The 17,808-nt window shown below is 60.4% G+C and carries 16 protein-coding genes; 9 read left to right on the top strand and 7 right to left on the bottom strand.

The features are described from left to right. Positions 1-696: 696 nt before the first annotated feature. On the bottom strand, positions 697-1,557 hold the full coding sequence (gene ku, locus ACYYKW_RS24945) for a non-homologous end joining protein Ku (RefSeq protein WP_093101425.1): 861 nt from the start codon (positions 1,555-1,557) through the stop codon (positions 697-699). Between the two features lie 189 nt (positions 1,558-1,746). Between ku and ACYYKW_RS24940 the strand changes: the two genes are divergently transcribed. From ACYYKW_RS24940 to nudC, 4 genes are all read left to right on the top strand, one after another. After that, a complete protein-coding gene (locus tag ACYYKW_RS24940) occupies positions 1,747-2,067 on the top strand; it encodes a hypothetical protein (protein WP_464991443.1) in 321 nt (106 codons plus the stop codon). 51 nt (positions 2,068-2,118) lie between these two features. Further along, positions 2,119-3,264, top strand: a complete 1,146-nt coding sequence (locus ACYYKW_RS24935; protein WP_093101429.1) for a PQQ-dependent sugar dehydrogenase — start codon at positions 2,119-2,121, stop codon at positions 3,262-3,264. 227 nt (positions 3,265-3,491) lie between these two features. After that, on the top strand, positions 3,492-4,304 hold the full coding sequence (locus tag ACYYKW_RS24930; protein ID WP_464991442.1) for a crotonase/enoyl-CoA hydratase family protein: 813 nt from the start codon (positions 3,492-3,494) through the stop codon (positions 4,302-4,304). Between the two features lie 6 nt (positions 4,305-4,310). After that, entirely contained in the window at positions 4,311-5,141 is an 831-nt protein-coding gene (nudC, locus tag ACYYKW_RS24925; RefSeq protein ID WP_464991441.1) for an NAD(+) diphosphatase, read from the top strand. Here nudC and ACYYKW_RS24920 read toward each other — a convergent pair. Next, positions 5,109-5,888, bottom strand: coding sequence for a TSUP family transporter (locus ACYYKW_RS24920; protein ID WP_090283594.1), 780 nt, complete (start codon positions 5,886-5,888; stop codon positions 5,109-5,111). The genes nudC and ACYYKW_RS24920 overlap by 33 nt on opposite strands. Before the next feature lie 365 nt (positions 5,889-6,253). Between ACYYKW_RS24920 and ACYYKW_RS24915 the strand changes: the two genes are divergently transcribed. Beyond that, positions 6,254-6,628: a hypothetical protein gene (locus tag ACYYKW_RS24915; protein ID WP_464991440.1), complete on the top strand. Its 375-nt coding sequence runs from the start codon at positions 6,254-6,256 to the stop codon at positions 6,626-6,628. A 45-nt stretch (positions 6,629-6,673) separates the two neighbouring features. On the opposite strand, the gene ACYYKW_RS24910 is transcribed toward ACYYKW_RS24915, so the two are convergent. Beyond that, positions 6,674-6,898, bottom strand: a complete 225-nt coding sequence (locus tag ACYYKW_RS24910) for a YgdI/YgdR family lipoprotein (protein WP_464991439.1) — start codon at positions 6,896-6,898, stop codon at positions 6,674-6,676. Positions 6,899-7,076: 178 nt separating this feature from the next. On the opposite strand from ACYYKW_RS24910, the gene ACYYKW_RS24905 reads away from it, so the two are divergent. The 4 genes from ACYYKW_RS24905 (at position 7,077) to ACYYKW_RS24890 (ending at position 13,602) form a co-directional block, all read left to right on the top strand. Next, entirely contained in the window at positions 7,077-8,744 is a 1,668-nt protein-coding gene (locus ACYYKW_RS24905; RefSeq protein WP_464991438.1) for a VRR-NUC domain-containing protein, read from the top strand. Then, entirely contained in the window at positions 8,741-11,059 is a 2,319-nt protein-coding gene (locus ACYYKW_RS24900; RefSeq protein WP_464991437.1) for an ATP-dependent DNA helicase, read from the top strand. Before ACYYKW_RS24905 ends, ACYYKW_RS24900 begins: the two co-directional genes overlap by 4 nt. A 5-nt stretch (positions 11,060-11,064) precedes the next feature. Further along, positions 11,065-12,984 (top strand): hybrid sensor histidine kinase/response regulator, encoded by a 1,920-nt coding sequence (locus ACYYKW_RS24895; protein ID WP_464991436.1) that lies wholly within the window; start codon positions 11,065-11,067, stop codon positions 12,982-12,984. A gap of 78 nt (positions 12,985-13,062) precedes the next feature. Then, on the top strand, positions 13,063-13,602 hold the full coding sequence (locus ACYYKW_RS24890) for a hypothetical protein (RefSeq protein WP_090283586.1): 540 nt from the start codon (positions 13,063-13,065) through the stop codon (positions 13,600-13,602). A 258-nt stretch (positions 13,603-13,860) separates the two neighbouring features. Here the strand turns inward: ACYYKW_RS24890 and ACYYKW_RS24885 are convergent, their stop codons facing one another. The 4 genes from ACYYKW_RS24885 to ACYYKW_RS24870 all read right to left on the bottom strand — a co-directional run bounded on the left by ACYYKW_RS24885 (position 13,861) and on the right by ACYYKW_RS24870 (position 17,285). Next, the gene (locus ACYYKW_RS24885; protein ID WP_093101439.1) at positions 13,861-14,157 is read right to left on the bottom strand and encodes a hypothetical protein; all 297 of its coding nucleotides are present in this window, start codon (positions 14,155-14,157) and stop codon (positions 13,861-13,863) included. A gap of 186 nt (positions 14,158-14,343) precedes the next feature. Continuing rightward, positions 14,344-15,687 (bottom strand): cation:proton antiporter, encoded by a 1,344-nt coding sequence (locus ACYYKW_RS24880; protein WP_464991435.1) that lies wholly within the window; start codon positions 15,685-15,687, stop codon positions 14,344-14,346. A gap of 42 nt (positions 15,688-15,729) precedes the next feature. After that, positions 15,730-16,341: a Yip1 family protein gene (locus ACYYKW_RS24875; RefSeq protein WP_093101441.1), complete on the bottom strand. Its 612-nt coding sequence runs from the start codon at positions 16,339-16,341 to the stop codon at positions 15,730-15,732. An 86-nt stretch (positions 16,342-16,427) separates the two neighbouring features. After that, complete coding sequence (locus ACYYKW_RS24870; RefSeq protein WP_464991434.1) at positions 16,428-17,285, bottom strand: glucose 1-dehydrogenase; 858 nt, start codon at positions 17,283-17,285, stop codon at positions 16,428-16,430. Positions 17,286-17,808: the final 523 nt, after the last annotated feature.

The raw sequence follows: 17,808 nt of genomic DNA, 5'->3' as shown, positions 1-17,808 counted from the left end.
CGCTGCGGGATCGATCCGGGCGCAGCGGCTACGGTTTGCTTCGCTGCACCTACTTCCGCTGTGTCTGGCTGCGCCAGACGGTCGCTGCGCTCCCACGCCTGGATCAATCCCTCCGCTCAGCCTTCCGATGTCGCTGGTCAGGCAAGATCAAGAGCACTCGAGCTAACGCTCATTGTTGAGTGGTTAGAAGCGGGTGGTTGGCTTTTGATTTGTGGTGGATTTTCCCCTCACCCCAGCCCTCTCCCGAGGGAGAGGGGGCCGATCTTTGGGCTTTTCAAATTTTGCGTTCGGCTCGGTATCGCAGGTCGGTGTAGCTCTCGCATCCACCACGGTCAGTCCCCTCTCCCTCGGGGAGAGGGCTAGGGTGAGGGGCTTTTGATTTTCAGCCTTCATCCCTTCAACACCGCCGGTGGCCAGGATCAAAAGCAGGCGAGCTGACACTCGGCCTATTGAGTGGTGAGACGCGGCGCATGGCTTGGGATTTGTTTTGGATTCGCCCCTCACCCCAGCCCTCTCCCCCTGGAGAGGGAGCCGATTTTGGTTGGCTTTGAAGTTATAGTACGACTCGGTATTTCACGTCGGCGTACCTCACGCATCCACCACGGTCAGTCCCCTCTCCCTCGGGGCGGTCCGACGTTTCGGGAGGGCTAGGGTGAGGGGCTTTTGATTTTCAGCCCTCATTTCGCTTGCTATTGCTCATCCAGACGCCTTCTTCGTCCGCTTCGCCGGCGCTTTGGCCGCCGGTTTTGACTTGGACTTGGCCGGGGCCTTGCCGCCGAGGCTGCGTTTGAGCAGTTCGGTCAAATCGATAACGTCAGCGGTTTTACGTTCTTCCTCGCCGCCCACTGTTTCAACGTCTTCGATCTTGCCTTCATGGGCTTTCTTCTCCACCAGCGCCATGATCTTGTCTTCGAACTCGTCCTTGTAATCGTCGGGGCTCCAGTCGCCGCTCATGTCTTCCACCAGGCGTTTGGCCATGTCCAGTTCGCCCTTGGCCAGCTGTGGCTTGGTCACTTCGCTGCCCAGTGCCAGTTCATCGAGGCTGCGCACTTCCTGCGGCCAGCGCAGTTTTACCAGTACCAGCGCATCTTCCACCGGCATCAGCGCGGCGAGGTACTGCCGGGTGTGCAAGACCACGCGGGAGAGGGCGACTTTGTTGGTTTTGCTCAGGGTTTCGCGCAGCAGGGCGTAGACCTTGCCGCCGCGCTTGTCCGGGGCCAGGTAATACGGCGTGTCGATGTTTTGCAGGGGAATCTGTTCGGCGTCGACGAAGGAGAAGATGTCGATGGTCTGGGTCGACACCGGGTGCGCCGAGCGGATTTCTTCCTCGCTGAGCACCACATAACGGCCTTTTTCATAGGCCACGCCTTTGACGATGTTTTCCTTGGTGACTTCCTTGCCGGTGACCTTGTTTACCCGTTTATAGCCCACCGGTTCCATGCTGCGGCTGTCGAGCCAATCGAAGTCCACGCCCTGCGACGAGGTTGCCGAGACCAGCGCGACAGGGATGTGAACCAGTCCGAAACTGATCGCGCCTTTCCAGATTGCTCGAGCCATAGCCAGTTCTCCGAGTGATGATCGGATGACCTGCGCGCCGGGCGGAAAGTTTCCCCTGAATGCGTGGGCCGGGAACCACTTGGTCAAGTTGTGTTACATGTTGTTTAAGACGTGTGGGTTAACAAATCCGAACCTGCAGCGTAGCGTGGACTCGAAGGCTCTATCCCTTGCTCATCGAGAGGCTGCGTTATGACGCGAATCATGCTTGGCATCTTCGCCCTGCTGCTCAGCGGCGGTATGGTCCATGCTGACCTGTTACTGGCGCAGACCCCCACCGGCAACAGCAATAACCCGTATAACAGCCCGATTCGCCGGGCCAATCCCAACAGCATGCAAGGCACCCAGCCAAGCACACCGCCGATGCGCGGTCCCAACTCCGTTCCGACGCCGCGTCAGCCCACCGTCGAGAACCGTGGCATTGGCAACGGCCAACCGATTCGCTCGGTGCCGAGTCACCCGCCGACCTTCATTCCCAACCCGCCTCCGCGCAGCGGAGACAGCCACCGTTGAGCGGCAGAACCGTACTCTGCCGGCCCCTGAAAAGAACAAAAGGAATCGTGCATGTTGCGTAAAACCCTTTTAGCCACACTGTGCGCCGGTGCGCTGATCAGCGCGCCGGCCTTCGCCGCTGCGCCCAAAGAGCTGCAAAGCGAGCAGGGCACCCTCGAAGTCACCACCGTCGCCGCAGGGCTGGAACATCCGTGGGCACTGGCATTTCTGCCGGATCGCCAGGGCATGCTGGTGACCGAGCGGCCGGGCAATCTGCGTGTGGTCGGCAACGACGGCAAACTGTCGGCGCCGATCTCCGGTGTGCCGCAGGTCTGGGCCAAGGGGCAGGGCGGTTTGCTGGACGTGGTGCTGTCGCCGGACTTCAAGGAGGATCGGCTGGTTTATCTGTCCTATGCCGAAGGCGGTGGTGCCGGCAACAAGGCCGGGACGGCGGTCGGGCGCGGGCGGCTTTCCGATGACTTGAAGACGTTGAAGGATTTCAAAGTGATCTTCCGTCAGGAGCCAAAGCTTTCGGTCAGCAATCATTTCGGCTCGCGGCTGGTGTTCGACCGCGACGGCTATCTGTTCATCACCTTGGGCGAGAACAACGACCGGCCGACCGCGCAGGATCTCGACAAGCTGCAAGGCAAGGTCGTGCGCTTGTACCCGGACGGCAAAGTCCCGGACGACAATCCCTTCGTCGGCCAGTCCGGCGTCCGGCCGGAGATCTGGGCCTATGGCCTGCGCAATCCGCAGGGTGCCGCGCTCAACCCCTGGACCGGCACGCTGTGGGAAAACGAACACGGCCCGCGTGGTGGCGACGAGGTAAACATCATCGAGCGCGGCAAGAACTATGGCTGGCCGCTGGCAACCCACGGCATCAATTACTCGATGCAACCCATTCCTGAAGCTCAGGGCAAAACCGCCGAAGGCACGGTGGCCCCGCACCATGTCTGGGAAAAATCGCCGGGCGTCACCGGCATGACGTTCTACGATGGCGACCGCTTCAAAGCATGGCAGCACAACGCGTTTATCGGTGCGCTGGTGACGCAGGAGCTGATCCGTTTGCAGTTCGACGGCGACAAGGTCGTGCACGAAGAACGCTTGCTGGGCGAACTGAATCAACGAATCCGTGATGTGCGCCAGGGGCCGGATGGTTATCTGTATGTGCTGACCGATGAGGATAAAGGTTCGCTGTACAGGATTGGTCTGAAGTAAGACCTCATCGCCATAAAACTCGGAGAATCTCTATTGATAGAGCGGACGCCTTCGCGAGCAGGCTCGCTCCCACACATGGAATGCCATCCCCTGTGTGCGAGCCTGCTCGCGAAGAGGCCGGTCCAGGCAAAGCAAAACTCAGGACAGTCCCGCATTTGGCCGAACCGCCGCCGTGATGCCTTGTTATAGTTCGGGCCTCATTTCCCGCCCGGTAAAGGATCACTGCCATGTCTCAATACTCCGCCTTCAGCGTCGAACTGGCCGATAACATCGCCCATGTGCAGATCAATCGCCCGGAAAAGATCAACGCGATGAACGCCGCGTTCTGGAGCGAGATCATCGAGATTTTCCAGTGGATCGATGACACCGACGAAGTGCGCGTGGTGGTGCTCAGCGGCAACGGCAAACATTTTTCCTCGGGCATCGATTTGATGATGCTGGCCGGGGTTGCCAATGAACTGGGCAAGGACGTTGGGCGCAATGCGCGGCTGCTGCGGCGCAAGATTCTCGCCCTGCAAGCGTCGTTCAACGCCGTCGACAATTGCCGCAAACCAGTACTGGCCGCGGTTCAGGGCTATTGCCTGGGCGGTGCGATCGACCTGATTTCTGCCTGCGACATGCGCTACGCCGCCGAGGACGCGCAGTTCTCGATCAAGGAAATCGATATCGGAATGGCCGCCGATGTTGGCACTTTGCAACGGTTGCCACGGATCATCGGTGACGGCATGCTGCGTGAACTGGCTTACACCGGTCGCACCTTTGGTGCTGACGAAGCGCGCAGCATCGGCCTGGTCAATCGCGTTTACAGCAACAGGGACGCACTGCTCGAAGGCGTGTTCGACATCGCTCGCGAAATTGCCTCGAAATCGCCGATCGCGGTCACCGGCACCAAGGAAATGATCAGCTACATGCGCGACCATCGCATTGACGACGGCCTCGAATACGTTGCCACCTGGAACGCCGCCATGCTGCAATCCACGGACTTGCGCGTGGCCATGGCCGCCCATATGAGCAAACAGAAACCCGAATTTCTGGACTGAGAAACCATGACAGCTCGCTGGACCACTGCAGTACTCGACACCGATCAACCCGGCGGCATGGCCGTGGCGCGCAGCCCGGAAGGCTTTCTGTTCGATGACAACGGCGCGCTGTTCCCACGCGAATGGCTCAAGCGCCAGGACCTGTCGATCCTCTCCGAACACGGCATTGGCCATCTCGATGGCGAGCCGGTGTATCTGTTCGAGTTGCGCAGCGCCAGCGAGGTGGCGGGTTGCAGCTGGAAAGGCCTGCGCGCGTTCATGCTCGAAGGCGACCACACAATCTACAAAGTCCTCGGTTACGCCGCGCAGATCGGCACCTGGGCTCGCGAGCATCGTTTCTGCGGCAATTGCGGCCAGCCCATGACGCAGGTGCCGCGCGAACGGGCGATGTACTGCCAGCCCTGCGACTTGCGCAGTTACCCGCGGATCTCGCCGAGCATGATCGTGCTGATCACGCGGGGCGATGAAGTGCTGCTGGCACGTTCACCGCGTTTCGTCACCGGCGTCTACAGCACCCTGGCCGGGTTCGCCGAGCCGGGCGAATCGGCCGAGGAATGCCTGATTCGCGAGGTGCGCGAAGAAGTGCAGATCGAAGTGAAGAATATCCAGTACATGGGCAGCCAGTGCTGGCCGTTCCCGCATTCGATGATGCTCGGCTTCCATGCCGAATACGCCGGCGGTGAGATTGTCTGTCAGGAAGACGAGATCGAAGACGCCCAGTGGTTCAACGTGCACGACTTGCCGCCGCTGCCGGCGTCGAAATCGATTGCCCGTTATCTGATCGACGTCTACGTCGCGCGGCGCTTAGGCCACGCTGAACCAGTGCTGCCAGGCTAGACGTACGGTCAAGCCCAGCACCACGGTAATGAACACCGGACGAATGAATTTGGCGCCGCCGCTGATCGCGGTGCGCGCGCCAAAAAACGCGCCGACCATCACCGACAGGCCCATGCACAGACCGATGATCCAGTCGACCTGACCGGAAAAGATGAACACCGACAGTGCCGCAATGTTGCTGACGAAGTTCATGCTGCGCGCCACGCCGCTAGCCTTGACCAGATCGATCGGGTACAGCAGCAGGCTGCTCACGGTCCAGAACGCACCAGTGCCGGGGCCCGCGACACCATCATAGAAGCCGAGGCTGAAGCCTTGGGTTGATTGCCATTTCTTTTTGATCGGCGCGTTGCTGTCCAGCGGCGCCTTCGGCGTGCCCCCAAACAACAGATAGAGCCCGCAGGCAAAGACGATCACCGGCAGCATCTTGTTCAGCCACTCGGCGGGCAGGTAATGCGCGACGACGGCACCGGTCAGCGCGCCGACCAGCGTGCCGACGATCGCGTGGGTCCATTGGCGCGGATGGAACAGTTTGCGCTTATAGAAGGTGAAACTGGCGGTCGCCGAACCGAAGGTCGAACTCAGTTTATTGGTGCCCAGCACCAGATGCGGCGGCAGACCCGCGGTGAGCAGGGCGGGCGTGGTCAGCAAACCGCCGCCGCCAGCGATGGCATCGATGAAACCGGCAAGGAAGGCAACAGCGGCCAGAATGGCCAGGGTGGTGAGGTCAACGCTGAGTTCGAAGGGCATGGAATCGGCTTATTCGGCAAGGCGCAGAACGTGGGCTGCGGGGAGGCCGGACATGTTACTCATTTCCAGGTGTTGCGGCGACAGTTACGGCGCCATCGCCAGCAGGCTGGCTCCCACAGGGGATCTCTGTTCAACGAAAAACCTATGTGGGAGCCAGCCTGCTGGCGATTGCTGCCAACCCGGCTTCAAAAGTGACTCCATAACCATTCTCTGACTCAAAACCTTGCACTATCAAAAAAGCGGCCTAAAGCCATTACCTGCTTACTCGTTCTACTCAGGGTCATTGCTGGCCGGGCCGTCCTCTTCGCGAGCAGGCTCGCTCCCACAGGGGGGGCGCATCATCACATTCACAAGGAGTTTCAAACGTGAAAGGTTTCAAGGGGTATATCGGTTTCGTCACATTGGCGCTGGGATCGGCCAGTGCCTGGGCCGATCTGCCTCACAGTTCGATTCTCAGCCGTTACGGCGTGACTACCGAGCAATTGCCGAGCGCGGCAGACGTCAAGGTCGTCGAACCTGTCGAAGCAAAAAGCCGTTTTCAGATCCAGCCCGAACAACCCTACGTAACGCTTCGCCTGGGCGACGGGGTGGTCTCGCAAACCACCGGCAATCCGATCATCGATCGCATGGAGCAGCAGGACCTGGCGCGTTGCCGGCGCCTGCAAGAGGAACTCGCCCGGCGTGGCGGCACCTATGTCAGTTGCGACAACAGCATTCCGGGCATGAGCCAGCCCCGGTAATTGCGCCCTCGGAGCTGCCTTGTGTGGCAGCTCCACTGGCGGCTATCAGTCTTCTTCGCGAACGGTGGCGACTTCGTCTGCACGAACCTTCACTTTCGCCCCGGAGATGTCTTCGAACTCATAGAAGCCATCATCGGTTTTGGTCTTCGGCATGTCCTTGGTCAGATACTGGGTGCCGTTCTGCAATGTGACGACGGTTGCGGTCGAGCAACCGCCCAGGGCCAGGGCTGCGGCGACGGCCAAAGGAATGCCCAGTGTCTTGAATTTCATACCCACCTCGTGTGCCTCATTCATGTGCTGCCGAGCATTGTCGGCTTCTAACGCGGTTGGTGCCATCCGCACCGGAAAAGTTCGATGGCCCCGGTAAAAAAATGCCATTGATCATTTTCCGTTTGCGCCGGGCGGGGCAGAGCTGATATCTGTACGCATAACCAGTATCCGCTTCGCCATGGCCCTGAATTCCGTGACTGCCAACCCCCTCGACGACCCGTTCTATTACCTTAACAACTTCCGCCAAGTGCTTGATTGGCTTGGACTTCGTTACGCGGACGTGATGAGCGATCGCGAGCATGCCTTTATTTGTAACTTCAATGCCTTGCCGCGCCCGGCACAGGGCTTGCTGGTACGGATGGTCATGCGCAAGGGCGTGCATTTTCGTGCTGGCAAACTCAATTACCTGGAAATTGGCGACATCGCTGAAGCAGCTCAGCCATTGCTGGCCCACGGCTGGATCGAGGAACACGCGCCGCTGACGCTCGCCGAGTTGTTCGATGTGCTGCTCAAGGCCGAGTTGCTGCAAGCGTTCGGCGCTGCCATCGAGCAGCCCAAGGGACGCAAGGATGACTGGTTACCGCAACTGGCCGAACAGTTCAGCGAGCCGCGCAGCCTGCGCGACTGGGCGCCGCAACTGGACGACCGTCTGTTCAGACTGACCCTGATGGACCTGTGCGACCGATTGCGCCTGATGTTCTTCGGCAATCTGTACCAGGATTGGTCGGAATTCGTCCTCGCCGACCTCGGCATCTTTACCTACGAAAAGGTCGAATTCTGCGCCGACTCGCGCGGCCTGCGCAGTCGTGACGACGTCGACGCCTGCCTGTTCCTGCACCAATGCCAATTGCGCTTTGAGGCCGGTGAGCCGCTTGAAGTGATCGTCGCGCAGGTCAGCGCGCTGCACTTCGACAACCCGTGGCTGCAACGGCGGCGCGGCAAGGTGTTGTTCCAGATCGGCCAGTATTGCGAGCGCATCAGTGAATTTGCCATGGCCCTGAGCATCTACGGCGATTGCGCCTATCCGGGCGCACGTTTGCGCATGATCCGCGTGCTGGAGCGCAGTGGCGAATACCCGCTGGCGCTGGAACTGGCGACCCTCGCGCAGCAGGCCCCGGAAAGCGCCGCCGAGCAACAGGGGTTGCAGCGTATCGTGCCGCGCTTGCGGCGCAAGCTCGGTGGGCCGCCGCTCAAACGCGCAGCGGCGAGAGCGGTCGAGCGTTTGGATCTGCATTTACCCAGAGTCGATCCGACGTTGTCCATCGAGTATTACGTGCAGGCGCACCTGCACGATGACGAAGGCCCGGTGCATTACGTGGAAAACAGCCTGATCAATTCGCTGTTCGGCCTGCTGTGCTGGCCGGCGATTTTCGCGCCTTTGCCCGGCGCGTTTTTTCACCCGTTCCAGCGCGGGCCGGTGGATTTACTCAACGAAGACTTTCAGCAACGCCGCACCGAGCTATTTCAGGCGTGCCTGAGCGAGCTCGACGACGGCCGCTACGCTGCAACCATCCGCGAACGCTTTGTTGCCAAGTGGGGCATTCAGTCACCGTTCGTGTTCTGGGGTGCATTGAACGAGCAATTGCTGGAACAGGCGCTGGCCTGCCTGCCGGCTGAACATCTGAAACACTGGTTCAACCGCTTGTTGCTCGATATCAAGGCCAACCGCGCCGGCATGCCCGATCTGATCCAGTTCTGGCCGCAGCGCAAGACCTACCGAATGATCGAAGTCAAAGGCCCCGGCGATCGCTTGCAGGACAACCAGCTGCGTTGGCTGGAGTTCTGCCACGAACACCAGATGCCGGTAGCCGTGTGTTACGTGCAATGGGCGGAGCAGAGCGCTTGAGCTACAGCATCGCCGTGCGCGCACTGTGCGAATTCACCGCCAAGAGCGGTGACCTCGATTTGCGTTTCACCCCGTCACCCACCGCGCTGGAAGGCATCGCCGGGCATCGCACCGTGGCGTCGCGGCGCAGCGAGCATTACCAGAGCGAGGTGGCGCTCGAAGGCGAGTTCCGCCAGTTGAAGGTCAAGGGCAGGGCGGACGGCTACGACCCGACGGCCAACTGTCTGGAAGAAGTCAAAACCTACCGCGGCGATCTGAGCAAGCAGCCGGCCAATCACCGCCAGCTGCATTGGGCGCAGGCGAAGATCTACGGCTGGTTGATGTGCTGCAAACTCGACCTGCAGCAGATCAATCTGGCGCTGGTGTACTTCGACATCGTCAGCGAGAAGGAAACCTGTCTGGTAGAGTCGTTCAGCGCCGAAACCCTCAAAGGCTTTTTCGAGCAGCAATGCGCGTTGTTCCTGCTCTGGGCCGAGCAGGAAATGGCCCATCGCGACGCGCGTAACCTGGCGGCGCAGCAACTGACGTTTCCCCATACGGATTTCCGCCCCGGCCAACGGCATCTGGCCGAATCGGTGTTCAAAGCGGTCAGCACCGGTCGCTGCCTGATGGCGCAGGCGCCGACCGGCATCGGCAAGACCCTCGGCACGCTGTTCCCGATGCTCAAGGCGCTGGCGCCGCAGCAACTGGACAAGGTGTTCTTCCTCACTGCCAAGACGCCGGGACGCAAACTGGCGCTGGATGCCAGCCAGGTGTTGTTCAAGCAGTCGCCGGCATTGCCCTTGCGGGTCCTGGAAATGGTCGCTCGCGACAAGGCCTGCGAGTACCCGGACAAAGCCTGTCATGGCGACTCCTGCCCGCTGGCCCAGGGCTTTTACGATCGCCTGCCCGCGGCGCGCGAGGCGGCCAGTCGGATTCGTTTGCTTGATCAGGCGGCGATGCGCGAGGTCGCCGCGCAACAGGCGGTGTGTCCTTATTACCTGAGCCAGGAAATGGCGCGCTGGGCCGACGTGGTGGTGGCCGACTACAACTATTACTTCGACTTCAGCGCGCTGCTGTTCGGCCTCGCCCAGCTCAACCAATGGAAAGTCGCGGTGCTCGCCGACGAGGCGCACAACCTCGTCGAGCGCGGCCGGCAGATGTACAGCGCCAGCCTTGATCAGTTCGTGCTGGGCACCGTGCGTAAAAACGCCCCCGCGCCGCTGAAGAACAGCCTGCAGCGACTGAACCGCGAATGGAACGCCCTGCACGCGCCGCAAACGCTGGCGTATCAGGCCTACGACAAGGCGCCGGAAAAACTTCTGCAGGCGATCTCGCTGTGTTGTGCCGCCATCGGCGACTACCTCAACGAACACCCGCAAGGCCTCGACAGTGGCTTGCAGAACTTCTATTTCGACCTGCTGCAATTTGCCCGCGTGGCCGAGCTGTACGACGCGCATTACCTGTTCGATATCAGCAAACGCGACCTCGAGCGCAAAAAACCGCTGTCGCAGCTGTGCCTGCGCAACGTCGTGCCGGCGGCGTTCATTGGCCCACGGCTCACGGCGGCGCGCAGCAGTGTGCTGTTTTCCGCCACGCTCAGCCCGCGCAACTATTACGCCGATCTGCTCGGCACACCGGCCGATACCGTGTGGATTGACGTCGAATCACCGTTCCAGGCCGAACAGCTGGATGTGCGGATCGTCAGCCGCATTTCCACCCGGTTCAACCATCGTCAGGCGTCGCTGGAACCGATCGTCGAACTGATCGCACGCCAGTTCAGTGAGCGCCCGGGCAATTATCTGGCGTTTTTCAGCAGCTTTGATTATCTGCAACAAGTGGCGGCGCTGATGGCCGAGCGTTATCCGCAGATCACTCTTTGGCAACAGTCCCGGGGCATGGTCGAAGGCGCGCGGCAGGCGTTTCTCGACCAATTCACCGCAGAAAGCCAGGGCATCGGTTTCGCCGTGCTCGGCGGTGCGTTCGGCGAGGGCATCGATCTGCCTGGTGCGCGTTTGATCGGCGCGTTCATCGCCACACTGGGGCTGGCCCAGCTCAACCCGATCAATGAACAGCTGAAACGGCGCATGGCGGCGATCTTTGGTGCCGGTTATGACTACACCTATTTGTACCCCGGCCTGCAAAAAGTCGTGCAGGCCGCTGGCCGGGTCATACGTACCCGTGAGGATCGCGGCGTGGTCATGTTGATCGATGACCGCTTTGCCGAAAGCCGGATCAAGCAACTATTGCCGCGCTGGTGGGCAATCAATCATGAAACCACGTCTTCCCAAATCGGCGGATTGCCGCATAATTTCGCTCATGACAACGGCCGGTGAGCATGATGAGCGAAAACACTAAAGACGCTGTGATCGAGAACATGCGTTTTCGCCTGCTGATCGATTCGGTGATCGATTACGCGATCTACATGATCGACCCGGACGGCATCGTCACCAGCTGGAACTCCGGGGCCAAGCGCTTCAAGGGCTATGAAGAGGCGGAGATCCTCGGCGAACACTTTTCACGGTTCTACACCGCTGAAGACCGCGCCGCCGGTTTGCCGCAGCGCGCGCTGAACACGGCGATCCACGAAGGGCGTTTCGAAGGCGAGGGCTGGCGGGTGCGCAAGGATGGCACCAACTTCTGGTCGCACGTGGTGATCGACCCGATCATCGACCCGGATGGCCGCTTGCTCGGCTTCGCCAAGATCACCCGTGACCTCACCGATCGCAAGATGGCCGAGGAAACCCTCAAGCAAAGCGAACAGCAGTTCCGCCTGCTGGTACAGGGCGTTACCGATTACGCGATCTACATGCTCAGCCCCGAAGGCCGGGTCAGTAACTGGAACCAGGGCGCGCAGCGGATCAAGGGCTATCTGCCGGAAGAAATCATCGGTCAGCATTTCTCGATCTTCTACACCCCCGAAGACCGCGAACTCGGCGAGCCGCAACGCTCGCTGGAAATCGCCACCCGTGAAGGGCGTTTCGAGAACAAGAGCTGGCGCATGCGCAAGGACGGCACGCGGTTCCTGGCGCATGTGGTGGTCGATGCGATTCGCGGCGATACCGGCATTCTGCTGGGGTTTGCCAAGATCACCCGCGATATCACCGAAGCCCATCAGTCCCGCCAGGCACTGGAAAAAACCCGTGAAGCGCTGTTTCAGGCGCAGAAGATGCAGGCCATCGGTCAACTCAGCGGCGGCATTGCCCATGATTTCAATAACCTGTTGACGGTGATCCTCGGCAATCTGGAGATCGTGCGAAAGCGCATGGGTGCCGACCCGAAAATCAGCCGTCTGCTGGAAAACGCCACCCAGGGTGCCTTGCGCGGTGTGTCGCTGACCCAGCGCATGCTGGCGTTCGCGCGCCGCCAGGAACTCAAGACCGAATCGGTTGACATCGCTCAGTTGGTGCAGGGCATCACCGGTTTGCTGCGCAGCTCGCTGGGGCCGGGCATCCGCATCGAGACGCTCTTTCCCGACGATCTGCAGCCAGTGCTGGCCGACAACAATCAGCTGGAACTGGCCTTGCTCAATCTGGCGACCAATGCCCGCGACGCCATGCCTGACGGCGGCACGGTGACCATCACCGCGCAGCCGCAGGTGGTGCTGGAGCTGGGCGATTCGCAGTTGCCGGCCGGGCGTTACGTCTGTCTGAGCCTGACCGACACCGGGGAGGGCATGGATGCGCAGACGCTGGCTTCGGCCCGCGACCCGTTTTTCACCACCAAGGGCCTGGGCAAGGGCACCGGGCTGGGCTTGTCGATGGTCCACGGTTTTATCGAACAGCTCGGTGGCCGTTTCATGCTCAAGAGCGAAAAGGGCCAGGGCACCACGGCTGAGCTGTGGATTCCGGTGGCGCTCGAGGGCGTCGCCAGCAAACCGCAGTTTTCCTCGGCCGCGCCGGTTTCGGTGCCACGCCTCAGCGTACTGGTGGTCGATGACGACTCGCTGGTATTGACCAGCACCAGCCTGCTGCTTGAAGACCTCGGTCATCGCGTTCTCGGTGCCACTTCCGGTGAACAAGCGTTGCGCCTGTTCGATCAGGGCGAAGTCATCGACTTGATGATCACCGACATGGCCATGCCGAAAATGAGCGGCGCGCAACTGGCGCACGCCGTGCGTATGCTCAAACCGGACCTGCCGATCATCCTCGCCACCGGTTATGCCGAACGCCTGGAAGGCTTCGCCGCCGAACTGCCGCGCTTGCCCAAGCCATTCACGCAGATGGGACTCGTGGCAATCATTGCGCAATCGATGAAATGAGGCGCTGGTCAGTTCGCCTGAACTTGTCCGTCACCGAGGGTTTCGAAAGGTTTTTAACCACCTCGGAGCGCGTTTGTTTTGTCTCGCATATTGACCCATCCCAGCGCTGAAGAAGAGGCGCTGACCGAACACAACGCCAAGATGTTCGGCTCGCCCAAGGAACGTCTGGATTTCTATCGGCGCGAAATCCAGTACGAAACCAGCATCCTCGCCAACCGCACCGACGCCTATCTGGCGGCGCAGTCGTTTCTGGTGATTGCGTTCGCCTCGTGCATGGCCAACCTCAACCCGGAGTGGGGCAAGTTGTTCACCCTGGTGGTGCCGCCATTTCTGGCGTTGCTCGGCGTGCTCAGCTCGCTGAACGCCTGGCCGGGGATTCGCGCCGCGTACGACATCATTGATCACTGGCACTTCAAGCAAAGCCAGTTATTGGAGGCTGAACCGGTGATGGGGCTGGCGTATGACGAGTCGCCACTGTTCAGCGAGGTCGAGTCGAGCCACAAGGGCTATCGCAAGTCGCTGTTGTTTTCGTTGCGTACGCCGTGGATCTTTGCGACGTTCTGGATATTGCTGGGGGGGTATGCGGTGTTTATCCAGGTGACGAATCCGGGGGGATGATGGCTGGAAATCGAAAAAAGCCCGACTTTATGGTTTCGGGCTTTTTGTTCGCTTGGATTTTGTAGTGGACTTCAGATCGTACCCCCTCACCCCAGCCCTCTCCCCCAGGGGGGAAAGGGAGCAGATCTTCACGGGATTCAAATTTGGTGTTCGACTCGGGATTTCAGGTCGACGCAATTCAACTAGTCACCGCGGTCAGTTCCCTCTCCCTCCGGGAGAGGGCTAGGCGGGCGGCGTTCCGATGAGGGGTTTTGAATCTCAACTCGCCACTTCAAGCTCGCGCTCAACCGCCTGGGTTTGCTGCGACGCCTGAGGAATCGGCGGAAAATCCTCATTCAACACGCACAGATGATCAATCGCATCCTCAAACAACAAATCGGCTTTCTTGCGTAAAGCCCGGTAATGCTCGAACTGCTCCATATCCAGATTCTCCACCTCCAGCATCGCGTTGGCCGCGCGGTTGAGGGTGTGGGCGTTATCGAACAATTGACGGTTGCGTTCCAGAGCCAATGCTCTGCAAGCCTTGATTTGCGCAGGAGTCGAACGTTCTTTCATGACCGTAACCTTTTTCTTCAGGATTCCGTTTCATAGGCGTCGCGCCGCAGGGGAATCGAACCTGCCGGGCCGCCGCGTGATGCACTCAGCGACGGTTATGTGTGTGACCGCTGACAGCGAAGAGGGGATCCATTTTTTTGCAGAAAAAACTTCGATCAATTAACCGTTAAAGCGCCACGAAAAAAATCAGCTTTTTTGTTTCTTGTACTGTTCGTAGCCCGCAAGGATTGGCTGGGTGCTGATGCCGTGCACAAGGATGCTCAGCGCCACCACCGACAAGGTCAGGTCAGTACACAGCGTGGCGACGTTGTTGGTCAGGCCATGATTCAAGGCGAAAAACAGGTAGAACAGGCTGCCGATCCCGCGGATGCCGAACCAGCCGATCAGTAACCGCTGACGGGGCTTGAGCAGCGTGCCCCAGGGCATCAGCGCCACGCAGGCCGGGCGAATCAGGCAGAACAGCACGCCGCCGACCAGCAGCGCCCGCCAGTCCCAGTGCGCCAGGAGCACCACGCCGAGCAGGGTTACCAGAAACACTTCCATGGCCCGTTCGACCAGCCCGCCGAACGCGAGCATGTCGCCCATCATGATGCCGGCGGCCAATTGGCTGCTCTTCAGTTCATCGGTGTCGCCACGCACCGCGTGTTGCGGTTCGACGTTCTGATGGCCGACCACCGGTTGCACCAGATGTTCGGCGGGCGGCTGGCTGACGCCGGTGGACTTCACTTCGACCTGGCGCAAGCCCAGGCCGGCGGCGAATACCGAGAGAAAGCCATAACCGCCAATCGCTTCAGCAACCACGTAAGCCAGAGCGATCAGCGCCAGCGCGAGATAATCATTGGGGCTGAGGGTGCTGTCTTCATTGTGGATACGTAGCAACACCGTGACGCGACCGATACCGCGACCCATCCAGTAACCGGTCAACAGACCCGCTGGCACTGCCCACAGCACACTGCGCAACAGCCAGCCTTGCCACTCGCCGGCGACGTTGTCGCTGTGAATCAACAGCAAACCGAGAATCACGAACGGGAAGGCGATGCCGTCATTCAGACCGGCCTCGCCGGACAGGCCGAAGCGCACGCCGTCGACATCCCGCGCATCGTTGACCTGCACCAGCGCTGCGAGCACCGGGTCGGTCGGCGCCAGAATCGCCCCGATCAGCAACGACGGTCCCCACGGCAACTGGAGGCCCCAGTGCAACAGCAGGCAGACCCCGACAATCGTCAGCACCATCACCGGTCCGGCCAGGCCAAACGCGATGCGCCAGCGCTTGTCAGTCAGCGGTAACCGCAGCTTCAGGCCGCAGACGAACAGGGAAAACAGCACCGCCACTTCGGTCAGGTGCTCCATCCACAGCGAGGCGTTTTCCAGCGACAGTTTCAAAAGGTTCAGGCCGCTCGGGCCGATGGCGATGCCCAGCAGCAAACACACGGCCGACGTGGTCACCGGCATCCAGCGCAAGTACGACGCGGTCAGCGCCAGGGTCAGCAACACGGTGCCGAGCACCGCGACCCACACCGTGAAACTCACGAACGGCCGCCATCAATTATCAATGTATACACACTCATCGACTCAACCTGCGGTCGTGCGCAGGTACTCGGGAATGAGCACGTTGAACCACAGCAGAATCATCGATACCAGCAGGGTCACCAGCACCAGCAGACCGACGCCCCACACCGAGGCGGAGTAGAGCAGGCCTTGTTCCTTGCGCTCGTGCATGAACGTCGGCAGCCCGACAAACAACAGAAACGTCGAATAAATCGATGCAGCACCGAGCACCAGAATCGCCAGCCAGCGGCTGGGGTAAAGCCCGGCAATGCCGGCGACGAAAAACGGCGTCACGGTGTAAGCGGCAAAACCGATGCATTGATTGAGCGTCGGCCGCGCGTCAAACGTGCGCGACATCCAGCGAATGAAACCGCCCATGATCGCCACGCCGACAACGATGGTCACGTATAGCAGGACGCACAGCTGCAAAGCGCTGGCCGTGCTCAGTCGCACGTTCTCGCCGACCGCCAGGCTCCAGCCGACGTAGGTGGTGCCGATGAACAGACACACGGCCGGAATCAGCGCCAGCACCAGCAGGTGCGCGAGGTAGTGTCGGGGGTGGGCTTCTTCTTCGCGGCGGATATCGGTCCAGGCGAAGTTGGGTCGGGTGAACAGCTTGACGATGGGTGCGGACATGACGACCTCCAGATCCTGTTGGCCCGTCGGGCTCTAAAGGTATGGAGGCACGCCACGCCGCTGGGTTCAGTTTTTCTCGCCGGCGGTCAAAGCATCGGTTTGCCACCGGTCACGCCGTAGCGCTGACCGGTGATGTAACTGGCTTCATCCGAGGCCAGCAGCACATAGATCGGCGCAACTTCCACCGGTTGACCGGGGCGACCAAGCGGCGTGCTGCCACCGAAGTTCTGCACTTCTTCGTCGGGCATGGTCGAGACAATCAGCGGCGTCCAGATCGGCCCCGGCGCGACGCTGTTGACGCGGATCTCCTTCGGCCCAAGCATCTGCGCCAGGCCACCGGTGAAGTTGGCAATCGCCCCTTTGGTGGTCGCGTAGGCGAGCAGGGTCGGTTTTGGCATGTCCGAATTGACCGAACTGGTATTGATGATCGACGAACCGGGGCGCATGTGTTTGATCGCCGCCTGACAGATGCGGAACATCGCAGTGATGTTCACATCGAAGGTCATCAGCCATTCTTCGTCGGGAATTTCTTCGAAATTCTCGTGAGTCATCTGGAACGCAGCGTTATTGACCAGCACATCGATACGCCCAAAGCGCTCGACAGTCTTGTCGACCAGCGCCTGACACTGGGTTTTTTCGGCGATGTCACCCGGCAACAACAGACACTGACGCCCGGCCTGCTCGACCCAGCGCGCGGTTTCCTTGGCGTCCTCGTGCTCATTCAGATACGCCACGGCCACGTCAGCGCCTTCACGCGCGAAAGCAATCGCCACCGCACGACCGATGCCGCTGTCAGCGCCAGTGATCAACGCAATCTTGCCGGCCAGCCGGCCCGAACCGACATAACTCTGCTCACCGCAATCGGGATACGGCTCCATCTTGCGCTGCGAGCCAGGCACGGGTTGGGCTTGTTTGGGGAAGGGTGGTTTTGGATAGTCGCTCATCGCAGGGTCTCCTTCGTTTCAAGGCAAGTGTCTCGGGTTGACCCGGGGTATTTGCCGTGAGTTCGATCGGATTTGCGCAGGTCTTCTTTGAATGCATGCAAAACCAATGTGGGAGTCAGCCTGCTGGCGATGGCAGTGTGTCCGTTGAAATAAAGGCTGAATGACATGCCGCCATCGCTTGCAGGCAAGCTCCCACAGGGATTGCGCGTACCACCAGGCCATCAATCGAAAATCAAGAGCCCCTCACCCTAGCCCTCTCCCGGAGGGAGAGGGGACTGGCCGCGGTGATTGGCAGACGTACGCCAACATGCAATACCGAGTTGTACGCAAATTTCGAAGCCAACGCAGATCGGCTCCCTCTCCAGGGGGAGAGGGCTGGGGTGAGGGGCAGCCACACCACCAATCCCAAGCCAACCACCCGCTCCTAACCACTCAACAATGAGCGTTAGCTCGCGTGCTCTTGATCTTGATCTTGCCTAACCAGCGACATCGGAAGGCTGAGTGGAGGGATTGATCCGGGCGT

The organism is Pseudomonas sp. 15C, from assembly GCF_055484735.1.
This window is presented reverse-complemented; position numbering and strand designations above follow the sequence as displayed.